Raw genomic sequence first — 14,709 nt, forward strand, 5'->3', positions numbered from 1 at the left:
ATAACGATGTGAGAGCGGGAGCAAATAGCTATGGGAGGCAACGTAACCGATGTCGGTTTCCTCGCCTAACTGTAGACAACCAGAATAGACTACTGCGATGGAAAGCGGCGTATTCGATAGTGCACGCAACCAGTTTTGGTTTGCGAGCGGAGAGCGGGAATCGGTGAGCGACGAGTCGCGGGAACGGACTGACAGACGGTCGACAACGGCAGTCAGGAGATATCGCACCGTCTAAACCAGAGCTGACTGGCCAGCAGAAGGAGGAGCGTCATCCCGACCAGCACCGCAGCGTCGCCGACATCGTAGGTGCTCTCGAGAAGGATCTCGTTCGGATCGAAGTAGCGCATCGGAGCGACGGCTCCGATCGCCTCGTAGTCCGTTCCATCAAGAAGGGACTCGACGAGGAACAGCGCGAAGGTGACGCCGAGGGCAACCCGCTGGGCAATGCTCGCGCGGTTGAAGATCACAGATGCGAGCAAGCCGATGCCAGCGCAGGCAAAGAGGTAGGGAATCGAGAACAGGTGAACGGCGAGCAGGTCGGTCCCCGAAATCGACTCGTCGATCAGTGGCGCGCCGACGTAGACGACGATGGGGGTGAGGATGTTGACGAGCACGATCGGAACGGCCATCGCAACGAACTTCTCGCCGACGACGCGGGCGCGGGAGATGGGCAGCGAGAGAAGAACGTCCATCCGGCCGCGGTCGACATCGTCCGCGATGACACCCGCCGTACTGTAGGCCAGATAGAGCCCGAGGAGGATAATCCAGCCAAAGACATAGAGTTCGACGGCGAGAAAGCCCTCGAGCGTCGCCATCGTTCGAATGCCCATGACCTGCAAGACGGGTTCGGGATAGGCCGCGAGCAATTCGTCCATGTCCATCGCATCGCGAAACGACGGAAAGATCCAGACGATGAGCGCGGCGAGGAGTGCGAGGCCGATCGAGAGGTAGACACTCCCTTTGAATCGACGACGGCCATCGTAGCGTGCGAGCTCAAGCATCGTCGCCACCTCCGCTGGGTTGTGCTGTGTCACCCACCTGTTTGTCTCCCGCCTCGCTTCCGGAGATGTTGTCCGATGGCCGCCCAGCACCGACATCGTCCTCCGTACCGTAGAACCGCATGAAGATGTCCTCGAGTGGAGCCTCTTCGATCGAGAGGTCCAGCAACCCGATCCCGTCGAGCCGGTCGACCAGTGCGTTCACGTCGCCGGTGAACGTGAACGTACACTCCGTAAACGCCGTGTTCGAGTCGTCCCCTGCTCTTTCCTCCCGATCGAGACTCGTCTCGAGGTCGTGAACACCCGCGAGCGACGACGGGTCAAATCGGTCGAACGGAACCGGCTCTGCGGTCCGGAGTCGAACCACCTTCCCGCTCCTGTCAAGCAGGGACTCGACCGGTTTGACCGTCACAAGCTGTCCCTCCCGAATGATAGCTACCCGATCGCAGAGCCGACGTACCTCTCCCAGCACATGCGACGAGAAGAACGCCGTCACGCCGCGCTTTCGCTCAGCTCGCAGAAACTCGGCGAACCGCTGTTGCATCAGCGGATCAAGCCCGCTCGTCGGCTCGTCCAGAATTACCAACTCCGGATCGTGCATGAACGTCAACACCAGCCCCAGTTTGCGGACGTTTCCGTGCGAATACTCGCGCACCTCCCTGTCGAGAGGCGGATCGAACAGTTCGAGTAGCTCCTCGCTTCGCTCGTCTCCCTTGATCCGGGCGTGTAACTCGAGTACGTCCCGCCCAGTCGCCCCCTCATCGAAGGACGGACTATCGGGGAGGTAGCCGATATCGCGTTTGCCCTCGAGCAGGTCCGACTCGTCGGTGATGTCGTGGCCGAGGACGCGTGCAGTGCCGTCGGTCGGGGAGATGAGTCCGAGAAGCGCGCGGATCGTCGTCGTCTTGCCGGCCCCGTTCGGGCCGAGGTAGCCGAATATTTCACCGCGCTCAACGGAGAACGTGACATCGTCGTTGGCGACCACCTCGCCGTAGTCCTTCGTCAGTCCCGCGAGTTCGATTACGTCCATAGTGAACAGTCCACAGAGGAAGCATATGTAATCGCGGTTCGGTCGGGTAGAGTAGAGGACGGGTACGCGAGTAACCCCGCACCGACCACTCTGTTGCAGCGTAATACGAAGAATTTTGTCGCTGCTGTCGGTGGTCACCGATATGAGTTCGCTGTCGCCGTCTGCGCTTCTCGATCTGATTCAGTCGCCGCGTGTCGCGCTGCTCGCGAACGTCGCGCTCGTCCTCACCGGATCAGTGCTCGCACTGCTTTCGCTGATCGACCTGCTCACCGGCATCCTCATCGTTGTAATCGGGTTCGTCGGCATCTACGCGTCGTTACTCGGACAGCGCACTGAGGACGACGAGGAGTAGCCACCGAACCGCCGACCGACGAAACGAAAACACACAAAACAGCAAAACGACCGTTTCCGACCCCGTGAATCAGCGCGTCACACTCGACCGACGGTAACGAAAAACGGAACCGCCTCGCGCCGGCGATACGCTCGCTCTTCCATCTGCTCGATCACGTCACGGCCCATCGCTCGCCACTCACTTCGCAGGTCGTCGTACTCCGCTGCCGTCAGTCTCCCCTCGAGCATCGTCTCCCGGTCGTCGGCCAACCCCGCACCCGTCGCTTTCCGCCGCGCCGCAGTGACTGCTCCCTCGCTGTAGGGGGGTTCGACGGTCCGAACGTGATCGTACCGGCGCGTCTCGAGTAGCTCGAACTCTGTCTCCGCCGCCGCGAACGCCTCGCGGGCGTCGGCACCGAGCGAAACGTCGGTCGGGATGCCGTCGAGATAGGCGTCGCGAGCCCGTTGCTCGAGGGCGTCCTCGGCACCGACACTCGAGTCCACCTCGACTGCGCCGTTGTCCGGCTCGACGGCTGCGACGAGGTCGCGCGAGACGCGAGCGAACTCAGAGAGCGCGGCCGCCGGGTCGGGCAGGTTGATCAACAGCGCCTGGCAGACGACGAGGTCGAAGGCGTCGTCGGAGAACGGCAGGCGGTGGGCGTCGCCGGCGACAGTTGGGATGGCCGGTTCGTGAGCCGCTGCAGCCCGAAGCAGTTCGGGATCTGCGTCGCAGCCGACGACCTCGCCCGGCGACTCCGCCGCGAGCACGCGGCTCAGCTCGCCGGTCCCACAACCAACGTCGAGAATCCGATTGCGGGACTCGAGTGCGAGTGGCTCGAGTGCCGCCCGGGAGTCGTCCCACATACCCTCGCGGGTCCGGTGCAGGTAGTCTTCGGAGAACTCACGCACGGCTGTCAGTATACGTGTGTCGGGTAAAAACGGGTCGATTTTCCGGGTGGGGTTGGGGTGGTGTCGAGGTGGCGTCGAACTGGAGTCGAGATAATACCGAGGAGAAGCCGACTGAAACTCCCGAGCGCCACACGTCCTGTGCAGTTCTCAGGCCTCTACTTCCGCCTCTCGCAGCTCCTTGACCTTCTCGATGTTCCAGGCGAAGCCGCGACCGTCCTCGGTCGGCGTCTCGAGTGCAAACGGCAACTCGCGCAGGTCTGGGTGGTTGACGATCGCCTGCATGCCGTCCTCGCCGATGTAGCCCTCGCCAACGTGAGCGTGCTCGTCCTTGTGCGTGCCCACGTCGTGCTTCGAGTCGTTCAGGTGAATGTACTTCAGGTACTCGAGTCCGACGACGTCGTCGAACCGGCCGATGGTCTCGTCGACGGCCTCGGCCGTCGTGAGGTCGTTGCCAGCGACGAGCGTGTGAGCGGTGTCGATACAGATGCCGATCTCCGTTTCGGTGCGGTCAATGATGCCCGCGAGGTGGGCAAACTCGCCGCCGAGTTTCGTGCCGCTGCCCGCGTCGGACTCGATCAGGATCTCGACGCCCTCGGGAACGTCGAGTTCGTCGATTAGGCTCGCCGCGTTGTCGAGGCCGCCCTCGACACCGGCCCCGGTGTGTGCGCCGAGGTGGACGTTGACGAACGGAACGCCGAGTTTGTCGGCGGCGTCGAGTTCGGCCTGCATGCTCTCTTTGGACTTCCGGCGAAGGTCGTCCTTCGGAGTACAGAGGTTGACGAGGTACGAGGAATGGATCACCCACGGTCCCTCGAGTTCCGCGTCAGTCTCTTCGCGGAAGCCTGTAGCAGCCTCGTCGCTGATCTCGGGCTGGGCCCAGACCTGCGGCGAGGTGGTGAAGATCTGTCCGCAGTTGCCGCCGAAGGCGAGCTGGCGGGGGATTGCGTTGCGAACGTCGTCGTACGGCGGTGTCTCGGTATCGGATGAGACGCGTGAGCCAGAGATCGAAACGTGTGCGCCGACTTTCATGGTCATAAATTCCCGTCAGTACCGGTTCGTGATAGGTACTTCGGACCCTACTGACCGTTGCTCGCTACGAGCCGACCGTACTCAGTACGTTGCGGCTACCGACCGCAGCGCCTCGAGTCGAACCGCGAGCGGCGGATGCGTCGACCGCAGACCACCCGATCTACCGTCCTCGCCCAACGTCGGCATGACGGTGATCGCACTCGTCGATTGGGCGTGGCGGAGGTCTCTCGATGGACGGCGGCGACGGCGATTTGCGAGCCGTTCGAGTGCCGACGCAAGTGCGCCTGGGTCGCCAGTGGCCTCGAGCGGTCGCCCTCCATCCGCGTCGATCTCCGAGGCTGGAGCAGTCCTCTCGAGAAGTTCGACGCGCTCCAACCGGATTGTGTGTGTGATGACGACGGCAAAACAGGGTAGCACCGGAATCGCGCCGACGGCGAGCGCCCACAGGACTCCCGTCTTGGTGAACTCGAGTGGACCGAGTTGCATGGCAACGAAGATGAGAACAGCCGCGGCAAAGACAGTTATCACGTACGTGCTCGCGAGCAACGTGACAGCGGTGATGCCAGCACCGAGCAGGGCCCGAACACCGATCCCGATCGGTCCGGTCAGTCGTATACCGAGCAATATGTCCGTCGAATTAAAAGCGGTCCGTTTTCGGTACCTGCCGAGCGGTTGGCGGCAACGGACGGCTACTGTTCACTCACCTCAAGTATCTCCCGGTCTCGGACCCACGCATCTGACCCGTACTTGCGGTCTGCGAGTTCGCGAGCGGCCGCCAGTTCCTCGTCTCGCCACTCGCCCGGCGTCGCGTCACACCAGTCACCGAGCGCCACCGCAAGGGTGTCGACCGCTTCCTCACGGTCGATTCCTGACTCCTCGCGGATGCTCGTCACCCGGTCGGTGAAGGTGTCCGTCTCGAGTACCTCGTCAAACACGCCGACGTGCTTGTCGGGTGCACGATCGTAGCTCAGCGAGCCGTGCTGGATAACGACGTCGCGCTGACGGTACTGGGCGTTACCGCTGATTTTCCGGGCCTGTTCAGGCGCACTCGCCGGCGCGACCACGTCGTGGGCCGGGTTGATATCCCGCAGATAGCACGACGGTTTGTAGATCGCTGACTGCTCGGCGGCAGCGAAGTCCGCGTCGACGCCCATCTCCTCAAAGGCTGTGAGAATCGGCTCACAAAAGAGCGCGTAGCAGTCCATCAGATCGCCCGGAACCTCGTCGGCTGGCGCGACGATGGTGTAAGAGATGTCGGCATACCGGTCGTGGTAGATCCCGCCACCGCCCGTCTGTCGGCGCGTCACGTCGATTCCCTCGCGCTCGCAAACGTCCCAATCCACTGAGTCTGCCTCCTGTCGGTACCCGAGTGACAGGGTGCTCGGCTCCCAGGAGTAGACGCGAACCGTTCGAACGTCGTCCTCGAGTGCCGTCCGCGCGGCGGCCTCCTCGAGTGCCATCTGTGTCGCCCCATCACGGGGTTCGTCCTGGATCAGTCGCCATGTCTGGTCCGCAAGGTCACGTTCAGCCATGCGTCGACAGACGGCTGGTGCCAAGTTAGTGATTGTGGAGCGGCCGGTGGGGGTGAATCTCGTCACTCTGATGAGACGCTAACCAGCCCTGACGGAGCAGTTCCCGACGCTGTTTGCAGGGTAAACGTCCACGAGGAGGGTGGGTCACCGACAGCTGTCGCACTCGAAAGAGACACGTCCGAGGACGACCGATGCCTGAACAGTTCGATCACGAGCGGGAGCGTGACGACGCCGGTCTCCGACTGGCCGAGCGAGTACGCGTCGAGGGTGACAGTCCAGGAGTTCCGCCAGACGTGCCACTCGTCAGGCCGCCGCTCGAGCGTGTAATCACTCACGAGCGTCGTCGATTGAAGTCGCGAAAGCGCCAGTTCGAGTGGCTCGTCGCTCGCTGGCGGGGAAGGAGAAGGGAGTCGCTTTGCGGCAGCCAAGAGAACCGTTGCCTGTTCGGCTGGTGTGAGCCGACACTCGAGTTCGACCGCCATGCTTTCGAGCAGGCGAAGACAGAGTTCATCCGGCGACTCGATCGTTTCTGCAATCTCGAAATAGGTGTCCATGATCGCGCGCTCGATAGATTGGTGAGACGAGTCGGCGATGGTCTCGAACACCGCCCCGGCAATGGCATGACAGAAATCGATGAGTGACTCCGATTCGGCAGCCCAGTCACCAGCCATCGATCCTACCGTGTCGGTATCGTTGGAGGTCGTTCCGTCACGCCGTGGTTGGGGGGTCCGGCTGTCGGATAACGTGTCGGGCAGCTGAGTAGGCGTATTAGCGTCCTGACAGACGATCACGTCGTACTGGGGGAGTTGTGGATCGTACTGCCGAAGGGCTGCACGGTATTGCTCGGTTGCTCGCGCGCCCGCTCGAGCGGTCGATCGACTATCGAAGCGCAGCCCAATTGCTGGAACTGGACGTTCACCGGTGCGTCCACAGCGGAGGTAGTACGGTCCCGTCTCGTCGGCGAGTGCCTCGAGGTGCTTGCGGATGTCTCCGAGTGTCGTTCCGATCATGGATTAGCACGTTTCAGGGCTGGTCGTCGGGGTTGCCGCGTTTGCACGCTGTATTCGTCCGTCGTTCGCTCATCAACAGACATCACAGTGTTCGTCTCACCACTACACTCTTTAGGTCTGCCTAAAAAGTTAAAAACCTTTGTTTTAGGCAAGCCAAAGGGGGTCGCACAGCGGCCCTATGAAGCCACACATAACTGCTGACATCACCTTACGGCACCCGAAACCTGTTTGCGTTGAGATGGAGTCAGTGTAAGATAGCGACCCCCTAAGTTCTGAGGGGTTGTATGAAGTAATAAGCGGTACATCACCAGTATCTCCAAAACGTTTTTGCAATTTTAGTCTGCCTGCTGGCATGGACACCAGTTGCTGGATCCGTAATGGGTTGCTTGCTCCGTGGCGGCAGATCGAAGAATCGCCTCACCGAACGGACTGACTCAACGGAGAGATTTTGTATCGCACTATATGATTTAAGGTAGGGGGCACACCCACTCGTTCAGTTACTGTCTCGGTGTACGTCACGACGCTTTTACGCGCTCGGTGGATACACGATCCATGGTGCGGAACGTCGCCGAAATGTTGCCCGAACTCGAGGAGCAAGATTTCTATCTCCTCTCGGGGGTCGAACAGGGGATGCGTTTCTCGGAATGGGTCCAGCGCGAGAAGCTCCCGAAGTTCTCGAGTCTCACCGAAGAGGAGGTGGACTACCGCCTCGAGCGCTGTCTCAAACGGGGGCTCGTCGAGAAGAAAACCATTCAGTACGAGGGGTATACCCTCCAGTTCGAGGGCTACGACATCCTCGCGTTGCGCGCGCTCGTCGAACGCGAGACAATCTCCGAGTTTGGCTCACCACTGGGCGTCGGCAAAGAGAGTGATGTCTACGAGGTTCGATCGTACAAACCACTCGCACTGAAGTACCACCGCGAGGGGTATACGAATTTCCGTGAAGTCCAGAAAGAACGCGATTACACGTCCGACAAGGAGCACGTCTCTTGGATGTACACCGCCCGAAAGGCTGCCGAACGTGAATACAACATCCTCAAGGAGCTATACCCAGATGTCTCGGTTCCCCAGCCGATCGACCAGAACCGCCACGCCATCGTCATGGAAAAGATGGACGGCGTCGAACTCTCGCGGACGAAACTCGAGGACGATCAGGTGCTCGGTGTGCTCGATCTGCTCGTCTCCGAAATCGCACGCGCGTACGAGCACGGCTACGTTCACGCAGATATGAGTGAGTACAACGTTTTCCTAGACGAGGGAGGAGTCACAATCTTCGACTGGCCCCAGGCCGTGCCGACGGATCACGAAAACGCTGAGACGTTCCTCCGGCGTGACCTCCGAAACGCGGTAGGGTACTTCCGCCGAAAGTATCCACAGCACATTTCAGATGAAATCGATGGCAACGAGGTAGCAGCCGAAATTATCGACGGCTCGTTTGAGACGATCCACCGGAATAAGTAGAGACTATCGGGAGCGCACGGTGCTATTTTCCGCTGTTCTCGGAAGAACGTGGGTTGGATGCGTGGAGAGTGAAATTGGGAATGGGTTTTGCGATAAGACAACCGTAAACTGGCTATTTCCCGTACGGATTGCTACCCCCGGGTAGCGATTCGAAATAACGGTAGGTGACCAGCAATCACTGCGACTGGGCGTCTTTCTGGGCGCGTTTGCATCGAATGAGGCCATATGTCTGATATATTGTGTGTGTTCCCCCAACAGGCACCAACAGATACACTGTACTTCGATATATCGAATCTGACTTTAGAAGATGAGACTACAGGCCATTTAGCAGGCTTGTCGTCGGTGAATTCGGACAAATCAGTCTATCGTCGATCTTTCAGACACCCTCTCAGCCGCTAATTCCTGTCAGCCTTGGAAGAATTTCGGCGCTCTTCCGAGGTAGCTTCCAGTGTCGCCACTCAAAACTAACTATTGTGGTATAATTGGCTTCAAGCCGAGCTTGATTGGGACAGTTACTGTAGTTTACTGCCTGTAAAAATACTAATATTATGGGAAAGAATTCAAACTATGACGCTACAAACCGAATCCCTGGGGAAAGACTACGGGAACGGTTCCTGGGGAATTCGTGATGTAACGCTCGAGTTCGAGGATGGCATCCACGGACTCTTGGGTCCGAACGGAGCCGGTAAGTCGACCCTGATGGGAATTCTCACGACCGTCCTGAAGCCGACGACTGGCACTGCTTACTGGAATGGGACCGATATTGTGGAGTCTCCCGATGCAGTCCGCCACGTCCTCGGATATCTCCCGCAGGATTTCGGTGTCTACCCCGATCTTACGCTCGAGGAATTTCTCGAGTATATCGCGGCGTTACGTGGGCTCGATTCCGAGACGGCGAGTGCACGAATAGAGGAACTGACCGAACTGACGAACTTGACGGCTGTCCGATCCCGAAAACTGCGTACGTTCTCCGGGGGCATGCGTCAACGCGCTGGTATCGCGCAGGCTTTACTCAACGATCCCGAGTTACTCATCGTCGACGAACCGACGGTCGGACTCGATCCGGAAGAGCGCGTCCGACTCCGGAACGCCCTGGCCAACGCTGGAGCCGACCGAATGGTTATTCTTTCAACTCATATCGTACCGGACATCGAGGCGACCGCGAAGACGGTCGCGATTCTGGATTCCGGCGAACTCGTCACTCACTCGGATACCGAAGCGATCATCGATCACATGACCAGTGCCGTCTACGAGTGTTGTGTCTCACGCTCGGAACTGTCATCGCTCAGAGACAGCTACCGAGTCTGCCGTACAGTTCAACACGCCGACGGAGTTGACGTTCGCGTACTCGCCGAGACACCACCGACCGACGATGCCGAGCGCGCCACACCGTCGCTCGAGGATGCCTATCTCGACCTAATCTCAGAACACAATGCGAGCTAACGTACGCAAACTCTACGCCGTCGCTCGTGCGGATTTCCTCCAACGAATTCGCTCACGTCGGTTTGTGGCGGTTCTGGCGGTGATCGCGTATATCGGCTACGTCGTCAACACCGGTCAGATCGAGTTCGCTTATCAGGTCGAAGACGGCGATACGTTCGTTAACTATTATGGGGAGCCAACGGCGAACGTCATTGGTATCAAAGCCGGTCTGACCGGTTCGGTCGTGCTCCTATTCGGTGGGTTCTTCCTCCTGAAAAATACCCTCGGGCGGGACCGGTTACATGACATCGACCGTCTCCTCGCGAGTACCCCGATATCCGATCGAACGTATCTCTTTGGGAAGTGGCTCAGTAACGTTGCAGTTGTCAGTGTCATCCTCGCAACGCTCGGATTCGTGGCGATTGCCTACCACCTACTCAACGGTGTCGGAACGACTGATCCGATCGCGTTGTTGTTCCCGCTGTTCTTGCTTGCACTTCCGGTCGGTGCGTTTGTTGGTTCGGTGGCGTTGGTATTCGAGACAGTCGACCGGCTTGATGGCACGCTTGGAAATATTTGCTACTTTTTCTTGGCCGTGATGGTACTCGCCGGGATCTTACCGGCGGGAGAGTCGCTTCCGGAGGATATTCCGCGCTGGATCACAGCCCTTGATCTCATCGGATTGCTCGCCGTCTATGAGGTGACCGCGACTGCGGCCGTGAACGAGATCCCTGGCTACAGCGGCGGCGTTCCAGCGCTGGGCACGTTCGGTGGTGATGAAGCCTTCGCAATGTCCATCGAAAGCTGGCCGCTTTGGGTCTACCTCCAGCGACTCGGTCTTTTCGCCGCCTTGATCGGGCTCGTTCTCGCCGCGGCGATACCATTTGATCGAATAGGGTCGAGTGAGGGTACGTCGTCGACAGTCCAGACCGGACTGACAGCGACGCTTTCGTCCGCGAACGCAGTGATGTCGCGGGGACGCGAAAGCAAGACCAACGGTGGTACCGACGTGACGGTTCGCGAGGCCGTTACAGATCCGGATTCAGGTACGGCGTCCGACGCCGATATCGCGTCACTCACGAGCGTCGAAACACGCGATTCGAGCTCTTTCGGTCGTCTCGTCACCGCAGAACTCCGACTCGCGCTTCGAGGGCAGCGATGGTGGTGGTACGCTGGTGCACTCGGGTTCGTCGTCGCTCCGCTTTTTACTCTTGCGACCAGCAGTGCGTCAGACGTTCCCGTCGATACCTTACGAAACGTCGTACTTCCGCTTGCGTACGTGTGGCCGATATTCGTCTGGTCTGCGATGGGCGTTCGCCCGAGTCGACACCGGATGACGGCGCTCGTGTGGTCGTCTCGACGACCGGTTGGCCAACTGTTCTCTGAATGGATTGCTGGCGTTCTCGTGGGTGTTGGTATCGGGAGCGGATTATTCGTCACGTTCTTCGCAGCAGGCGAGACAGCACTGGCTCTCGGATTCGTGAGCGCCACCCTATTCGCCCCATCGTTGGCGATTGCGGCGGGTATCTGGAGTCGGACGTCTCGAGTGTTCGAACTCACCTATCTGCTCCTGTGGTACCTCGGCCCGCTCAACGGCGGTGTTCTAATCGATTTCATCGGTGTGACGACAGGCAGTCTCGAGCAGGGCGTCCCAATCGCGTTCATCGGCGCAAGCGTCGTTCTGCTCGGTGCTGCAATCGTCCGTCGCAAACGCGAGATTCGATAGTACTGTTTGATCGATTCCGCCACTTCACAGGTAATCGAGAAGAGTTCCGGCGGACCGAGGGCGGGCCCGCGATACTTGAGATTCGAGTTCAGAATGTCGGATTTGAGTCCGTCTCGATCGTCAACTTGGGGGCGACTCGACAGCTACTCCGGCAGGGTGACTAGGTCGGCCTCGAGCGCCTCGAGCAACACGTCCCGTGCGTGGCCGTCTGGATCGACGTTCTCGTAGACTGCCTCGACCTCGCCGTCGGCGAGGAAGAACGTCGTCCGTTCGGTCGGTGCGGGTCCCCCGTCGATCTCGCGTCGCTCGACGTCGAACGCCTCCGCGATCTCCTCGTCGGGATCGGCAAGCAGATCGAACTCGAGTCCCTCCTGCTCGCAGAACTCCTGATGGGAGTCGACGTCGTCGGTCGAGACGCCGTACACCGAGACGCCGGCTTCCCGGTAGCTCTCGCGTTCGCGCTGGAACTGGCTGGCCTCGGTCGTACAGCCGGGCGTGTCGTCCTTGGGATAGAAGTAGAGGACGGTCGGTTCGTCGAACGCGAGCGTGACCGTCTCGTCGTCCTGGTTCCGTGCAGTGATCGTCGGCGCGTCCGTACCCTCCTCGAGTGGCATACGGGGGCATACTGCGAACGCGCGGAAACGGCTTTCGGTGCCCTCGGGCGACCGCTACGCGCTCGCCCACTCGAGCGCCGTCTCGAGATCGTCGAAGCTCTCGACGGCCGCGCCGTCGACGTCGACTTGCGATTTCACCGCCATCGCCGTGATCCCGCTCGAGACGAAGCCGATCCGGTCGACGCCGGTGTACGCGCCGTTGGCGGACCACTCCTCGCCCATGTACTCCTGGGTTTCTTTGGGGAGGTTCGTCGTATCGCCGAAGACGGCCAGCGTCGCGTCGATGTCGTCTCGACTGCCCCGCTCCCGATAGTGGTTGCTGGCTGCCTCGAGGTCCTCGTCGGGGAACCCCTGCCAACCTTCTAGGAAAAGAAATCCAACTAGTAGTGGCATGTCAAAATTGTGGGGCTGAATTTGATCGTCCACCAATCAAAGGATAAATACAAGTAATATCTGCAGTTCCACATCAAGATCTACTTTTAGGTTTGAAAGAGGCGCAGAATGCCTTTCTCAGTTCGAGATGACGCTGAAGAAATGCTATCTATAGAGAAGTAATCGAACGAGCGCTATGATTTTTCCAGTACTGCCCTCCATTGCACATCACTATAGTTTACTTCAGCAACCTCCCACGGTGTCCCGATTGTCGCCTGTCGAAACTGATCTACGCTGAATAAGCGGAACAACAGCGTTTCTCCTACTTCACCCTCATATTCCTCGTGGTAGACGCGGTACCCAAGTCCGGGCATGGGGTCGTCACGGAAGGCGAACACTTCTTTTGTATCCTCGTTCTCTGGGTCATAGTTATCAAGAACTGCTGTTGCGTTGGGAGTGGTCACGAACGCAAGATCGTCGAGAAATTGGCGAACGCCTGCCATTGACCCAGCCACCCCAAGCTGTGTCCCAATAGCATGCGCTGACTGGAATCGGTCTCGGTCGAAGTGATTACGGAGTTCGAACATATCGGCCAATCGAACATCGCGTACTCCTCGGTCACGCATAACCTCCACAAGGTGTTCACTCACCTCGATAGCAATTGCCTCAAATTGTTCTTGGTAGTAGAGGGCATCCCTCCCCGCGCCAGCACCCATATCGAGCAATGGCCCCTTCATCCACGCATCCCGCCAAGCGTCTTCGCTATGTTCTCCGAAATACCACTGTTCTATGGAGTGTTCGCGAGTCTCGCTCCCGTCTCGGTCAATGAGGGGCTCATCCTGTTTCCCGAGGTAGTGATCGCGTATAGCACGACCAAACGGGTCATCAGACATTATAGCGTGCTATTCAACCTCAATTATAATAATATTGTAATGAGGAGCGGTGCCGAGTCTCGCGGCCATTTGATTGTTCGTTGCACTTTCTACACCGACTAATTTGACAGCGGTGTGCGTCGCTATGAAAAATGCGCGTGCTCTACCCAGAGAACAGACACCCAACGTTACATTCGACTTTCCATGTGACAACCGCTACATCTCACTGCAGACGGCCTCAAGACGACGCCGTGATCTGTATAGGGTAAACATTTATCTGTGAGACGCACGTCTCACACAATAATGAGTACTGACACCAGTGATGCCAGAGAAGATAATGGCAACGGCACCGCCAAGATCGACGTCCGGGTTCCAAACCGCCTCCTCGAGGAGATCGACGAGGAGTATGAGCGTCGTGGGTATACCTCCCGATCGGAGGCAATCCGCGATGCACTCCGCGACTGGATTGAGCCACCGACGAAGCTCTCTGACGAAACGCTCAAAGAGCTTGAAAAGAGCCGCGAACAGCGGGAGCAGGGCGAGACGCAATCAGCCAACGACGTTCGCGAGCGCCTCGGCTTAAATGACTAACGTCGAGTACACTGAACAAGCGATTGGCCACCTTGAGAACCTTGATCCACAAGTCGCCGATCGTGTGATGAACAAAGTCGATGAGGCGACTGACTGGACCGAACACCGACTCGAGCGTCTTTCCGGCTACCCATATTACAAACTTCGAGCCGGCGACTATCGAGCGATCATCACATGGGATCACGATGACGACCTTCTTATCGTCGAGGCGGTTGGTCACCGACGGAACGTGTATGACCGACATCTTCCCCCATAACGCCTCTTGATACGAAATTATCGAAGAACAAAATTGCCTCTTTCGCAGAGTACGACAGACAGTTGGTGAGGAGGACTACCGTTCAGTAGGCAGGACATGGTATTACGCTCAACGTTACAACGAGCGTTCACTATACCAGTCCGAATCAATCGTCAGCGTACTTTTCGAGGAGAGCTGCTCGGTCTGACCGCCCCATTTGCTCATAGGCTGTTGCCTCATACTGGAGTGAAAGGGCGGGAATAGAGACATTTCCAAATTCTACAAAAACGCGGTGAGCAGTGATATCGACCGGTTGTTCCCATGTTCCATCGGATTGGCGTTTTTGAAGTGCTCCTATGAGTTCAACGCGTATTTCATTCATTTCAAGGACACCGAAGTGCGATCGGATCGTCTCAGACTCGGAAAACGACACGGCATCAATGATCTGGTTTGGAAAAACTTCTTCAATTGCATAGGAGCCCTCTTTGGTGGATCGCTCTTCTGTAGGAGATTGTTGATACTGGTCAGTTGTCGCTGTGGAATCGAAGAGAGCAAGGACACCGCGTCAGCGGTGTCCG

At 58.7% G+C, this 14,709-nt stretch carries 17 protein-coding genes; 6 read left to right on the forward strand and 11 right to left on the reverse strand.

What is annotated here, in order from left to right; genetic code table 11:
- Nucleotides 1-212: 212 nt before the first annotated feature.
- Nucleotides 213-1,001, reverse strand: coding sequence for an ABC transporter permease (locus tag C482_RS14420; RefSeq protein ID WP_006168443.1), 789 nt, complete (start codon nt 999-1,001; stop codon nt 213-215).
- Complete coding sequence (locus C482_RS14425) at nt 994-2,028, reverse strand: ABC transporter ATP-binding protein (RefSeq protein ID WP_006168444.1); 1,035 nt, start codon at nt 2,026-2,028, stop codon at nt 994-996. Before C482_RS14425 ends, C482_RS14420 begins: the two co-directional genes overlap by 8 nt.
- 142 nt (nt 2,029-2,170) lie before the next feature.
- Here C482_RS14425 and C482_RS14430 point away from each other — a divergent pair, with 142 nt between their 5' ends.
- Complete coding sequence (locus tag C482_RS14430) at nt 2,171-2,380, forward strand: hypothetical protein (RefSeq protein ID WP_049896784.1); 210 nt, start codon at nt 2,171-2,173, stop codon at nt 2,378-2,380.
- A 77-nt stretch (nt 2,381-2,457) separates the two neighbouring features.
- On the opposite strand, the gene C482_RS14435 is transcribed toward C482_RS14430, so the two are convergent.
- The 5 genes from C482_RS14435 to C482_RS14455 all read right to left on the reverse strand — a co-directional run bounded on the left by C482_RS14435 (nt 2,458) and on the right by C482_RS14455 (nt 6,838).
- Entirely contained in the window at nt 2,458-3,267 is an 810-nt protein-coding gene (locus C482_RS14435; protein WP_006168446.1) for a class I SAM-dependent methyltransferase, read from the reverse strand.
- A gap of 147 nt (nt 3,268-3,414) precedes the next feature.
- Nucleotides 3,415-4,296: a deoxyribonuclease IV gene (locus C482_RS14440; RefSeq protein WP_049896786.1), complete on the reverse strand. Its 882-nt coding sequence runs from the start codon at nt 4,294-4,296 to the stop codon at nt 3,415-3,417.
- Nucleotides 4,297-4,377: 81 nt separating this feature from the next.
- Nucleotides 4,378-4,920, reverse strand: coding sequence for a M48 family metalloprotease (locus C482_RS14445; RefSeq protein WP_006168448.1), 543 nt, complete (start codon nt 4,918-4,920; stop codon nt 4,378-4,380).
- Nucleotides 4,921-4,985: 65 nt separating this feature from the next.
- A complete protein-coding gene (locus C482_RS14450) occupies nt 4,986-5,828 on the reverse strand; it encodes a lipoate--protein ligase family protein (RefSeq protein ID WP_006168449.1) in 843 nt (280 codons plus the stop codon).
- A gap of 62 nt (nt 5,829-5,890) precedes the next feature.
- Nucleotides 5,891-6,838: a DUF7551 domain-containing protein gene (locus tag C482_RS14455; protein WP_006168450.1), complete on the reverse strand. Its 948-nt coding sequence runs from the start codon at nt 6,836-6,838 to the stop codon at nt 5,891-5,893.
- Between the two features lie 552 nt (nt 6,839-7,390).
- Between C482_RS14455 and C482_RS14460 the strand changes: the two genes are divergently transcribed.
- The 3 genes from C482_RS14460 (at nt 7,391) to C482_RS14470 (ending at nt 11,447) form a co-directional block, all read left to right on the forward strand.
- Nucleotides 7,391-8,299 carry a serine/threonine-protein kinase RIO2 gene (locus C482_RS14460; RefSeq protein ID WP_006168451.1) on the forward strand — a complete coding sequence of 303 codons (909 nt, stop codon included), beginning with the start codon at nt 7,391-7,393 and terminating at the stop codon, nt 8,297-8,299.
- Between the two features lie 567 nt (nt 8,300-8,866).
- Entirely contained in the window at nt 8,867-9,742 is an 876-nt protein-coding gene (locus tag C482_RS14465; protein ID WP_006168452.1) for an ABC transporter ATP-binding protein, read from the forward strand.
- The gene (locus C482_RS14470; protein WP_006168453.1) at nt 9,732-11,447 is read left to right on the forward strand and encodes an ABC-2 transporter permease; all 1,716 of its coding nucleotides are present in this window, start codon (nt 9,732-9,734) and stop codon (nt 11,445-11,447) included. The genes C482_RS14465 and C482_RS14470 overlap by 11 nt, the downstream gene beginning before the upstream one ends.
- A gap of 143 nt (nt 11,448-11,590) precedes the next feature.
- Here C482_RS14470 and C482_RS14475 read toward each other — a convergent pair whose 3' ends face one another.
- From C482_RS14475 to C482_RS14485, 3 genes are all read right to left on the reverse strand, one after another.
- Nucleotides 11,591-12,061, reverse strand: a complete 471-nt coding sequence (locus C482_RS14475) for a peroxiredoxin (protein ID WP_006168454.1) — start codon at nt 12,059-12,061, stop codon at nt 11,591-11,593.
- 54 nt (nt 12,062-12,115) lie between these two features.
- Nucleotides 12,116-12,454: a hypothetical protein gene (locus tag C482_RS14480; RefSeq protein WP_006168455.1), complete on the reverse strand. Its 339-nt coding sequence runs from the start codon at nt 12,452-12,454 to the stop codon at nt 12,116-12,118.
- Between the two features lie 173 nt (nt 12,455-12,627).
- The gene (locus C482_RS14485; protein ID WP_006168456.1) at nt 12,628-13,326 is read right to left on the reverse strand and encodes a class I SAM-dependent methyltransferase; all 699 of its coding nucleotides are present in this window, start codon (nt 13,324-13,326) and stop codon (nt 12,628-12,630) included.
- 282 nt (nt 13,327-13,608) lie between these two features.
- Between C482_RS14485 and C482_RS14490 the strand changes: the two genes are divergently transcribed.
- Both C482_RS14490 and C482_RS14495 read left to right on the forward strand, forming a co-directional pair.
- Nucleotides 13,609-13,896 (forward strand): ribbon-helix-helix domain-containing protein, encoded by a 288-nt coding sequence (locus C482_RS14490; protein ID WP_006168457.1) that lies wholly within the window; start codon nt 13,609-13,611, stop codon nt 13,894-13,896.
- Nucleotides 13,889-14,152 carry a type II toxin-antitoxin system RelE family toxin gene (locus tag C482_RS14495; protein ID WP_006168458.1) on the forward strand — a complete coding sequence of 88 codons (264 nt, stop codon included), beginning with the start codon at nt 13,889-13,891 and terminating at the stop codon, nt 14,150-14,152. The genes C482_RS14490 and C482_RS14495 overlap by 8 nt, the downstream gene beginning before the upstream one ends.
- A gap of 145 nt (nt 14,153-14,297) precedes the next feature.
- Here C482_RS14495 and C482_RS22870 read toward each other — a convergent pair whose 3' ends face one another.
- The gene (locus C482_RS22870; RefSeq protein WP_394295544.1) at nt 14,298-14,564 is read right to left on the reverse strand and encodes a nucleotidyltransferase domain-containing protein; all 267 of its coding nucleotides are present in this window, start codon (nt 14,562-14,564) and stop codon (nt 14,298-14,300) included.
- Between the last annotated feature and the right edge of the window lie 145 nt (nt 14,565-14,709).

Origin of the sequence: Natrialba chahannaoensis JCM 10990 (assembly GCF_000337135.1) — an archaeon.
Classification (GTDB): Archaea; Halobacteriota; Halobacteria; order Halobacteriales; family Natrialbaceae; genus Natrialba; species Natrialba chahannaoensis.

Bases quoted from the DNA above. Each gene is read 5' to 3' on its own strand.
- C482_RS14420 (WP_006168443.1), bottom strand. From the start codon at position 1,001: ATGCTTGAGCTCGCACGCTACGATGGCCGTCGTCGATTCAAAGGGAGT.
- C482_RS14425 (WP_006168444.1), bottom strand. From the start codon at position 2,028: ATGGACGTAATCGAACTCGCGGGACTGACGAAGGACTACGGCGAGGTG.
- C482_RS14430 (WP_049896784.1), top strand. From the start codon at position 2,171: ATGAGTTCGCTGTCGCCGTCTGCGCTTCTCGATCTGATTCAGTCGCCG.
- C482_RS14440 (WP_049896786.1), bottom strand. From the start codon at position 4,296: ATGAAAGTCGGCGCACACGTTTCGATCTCTGGCTCACGCGTCTCATCC.
- C482_RS14450 (WP_006168449.1), bottom strand. From the start codon at position 5,828: ATGGCTGAACGTGACCTTGCGGACCAGACATGGCGACTGATCCAGGAC.
- C482_RS14455 (WP_006168450.1), bottom strand. From the start codon at position 6,838: ATGATCGGAACGACACTCGGAGACATCCGCAAGCACCTCGAGGCACTC.
- C482_RS14460 (WP_006168451.1), top strand. From the start codon at position 7,391: ATGGTGCGGAACGTCGCCGAAATGTTGCCCGAACTCGAGGAGCAAGAT.
- C482_RS14465 (WP_006168452.1), top strand. From the start codon at position 8,867: ATGACGCTACAAACCGAATCCCTGGGGAAAGACTACGGGAACGGTTCC.
- C482_RS14470 (WP_006168453.1), top strand. From the start codon at position 9,732: ATGCGAGCTAACGTACGCAAACTCTACGCCGTCGCTCGTGCGGATTTC.
- C482_RS14475 (WP_006168454.1), bottom strand. From the start codon at position 12,061: ATGCCACTCGAGGAGGGTACGGACGCGCCGACGATCACTGCACGGAAC.
- C482_RS14480 (WP_006168455.1), bottom strand. From the start codon at position 12,454: ATGCCACTACTAGTTGGATTTCTTTTCCTAGAAGGTTGGCAGGGGTTC.
- C482_RS14485 (WP_006168456.1), bottom strand. From the start codon at position 13,326: ATGTCTGATGACCCGTTTGGTCGTGCTATACGCGATCACTACCTCGGG.
- C482_RS14490 (WP_006168457.1), top strand. From the start codon at position 13,609: ATGAGTACTGACACCAGTGATGCCAGAGAAGATAATGGCAACGGCACC.
- C482_RS14495 (WP_006168458.1), top strand. From the start codon at position 13,889: ATGACTAACGTCGAGTACACTGAACAAGCGATTGGCCACCTTGAGAAC.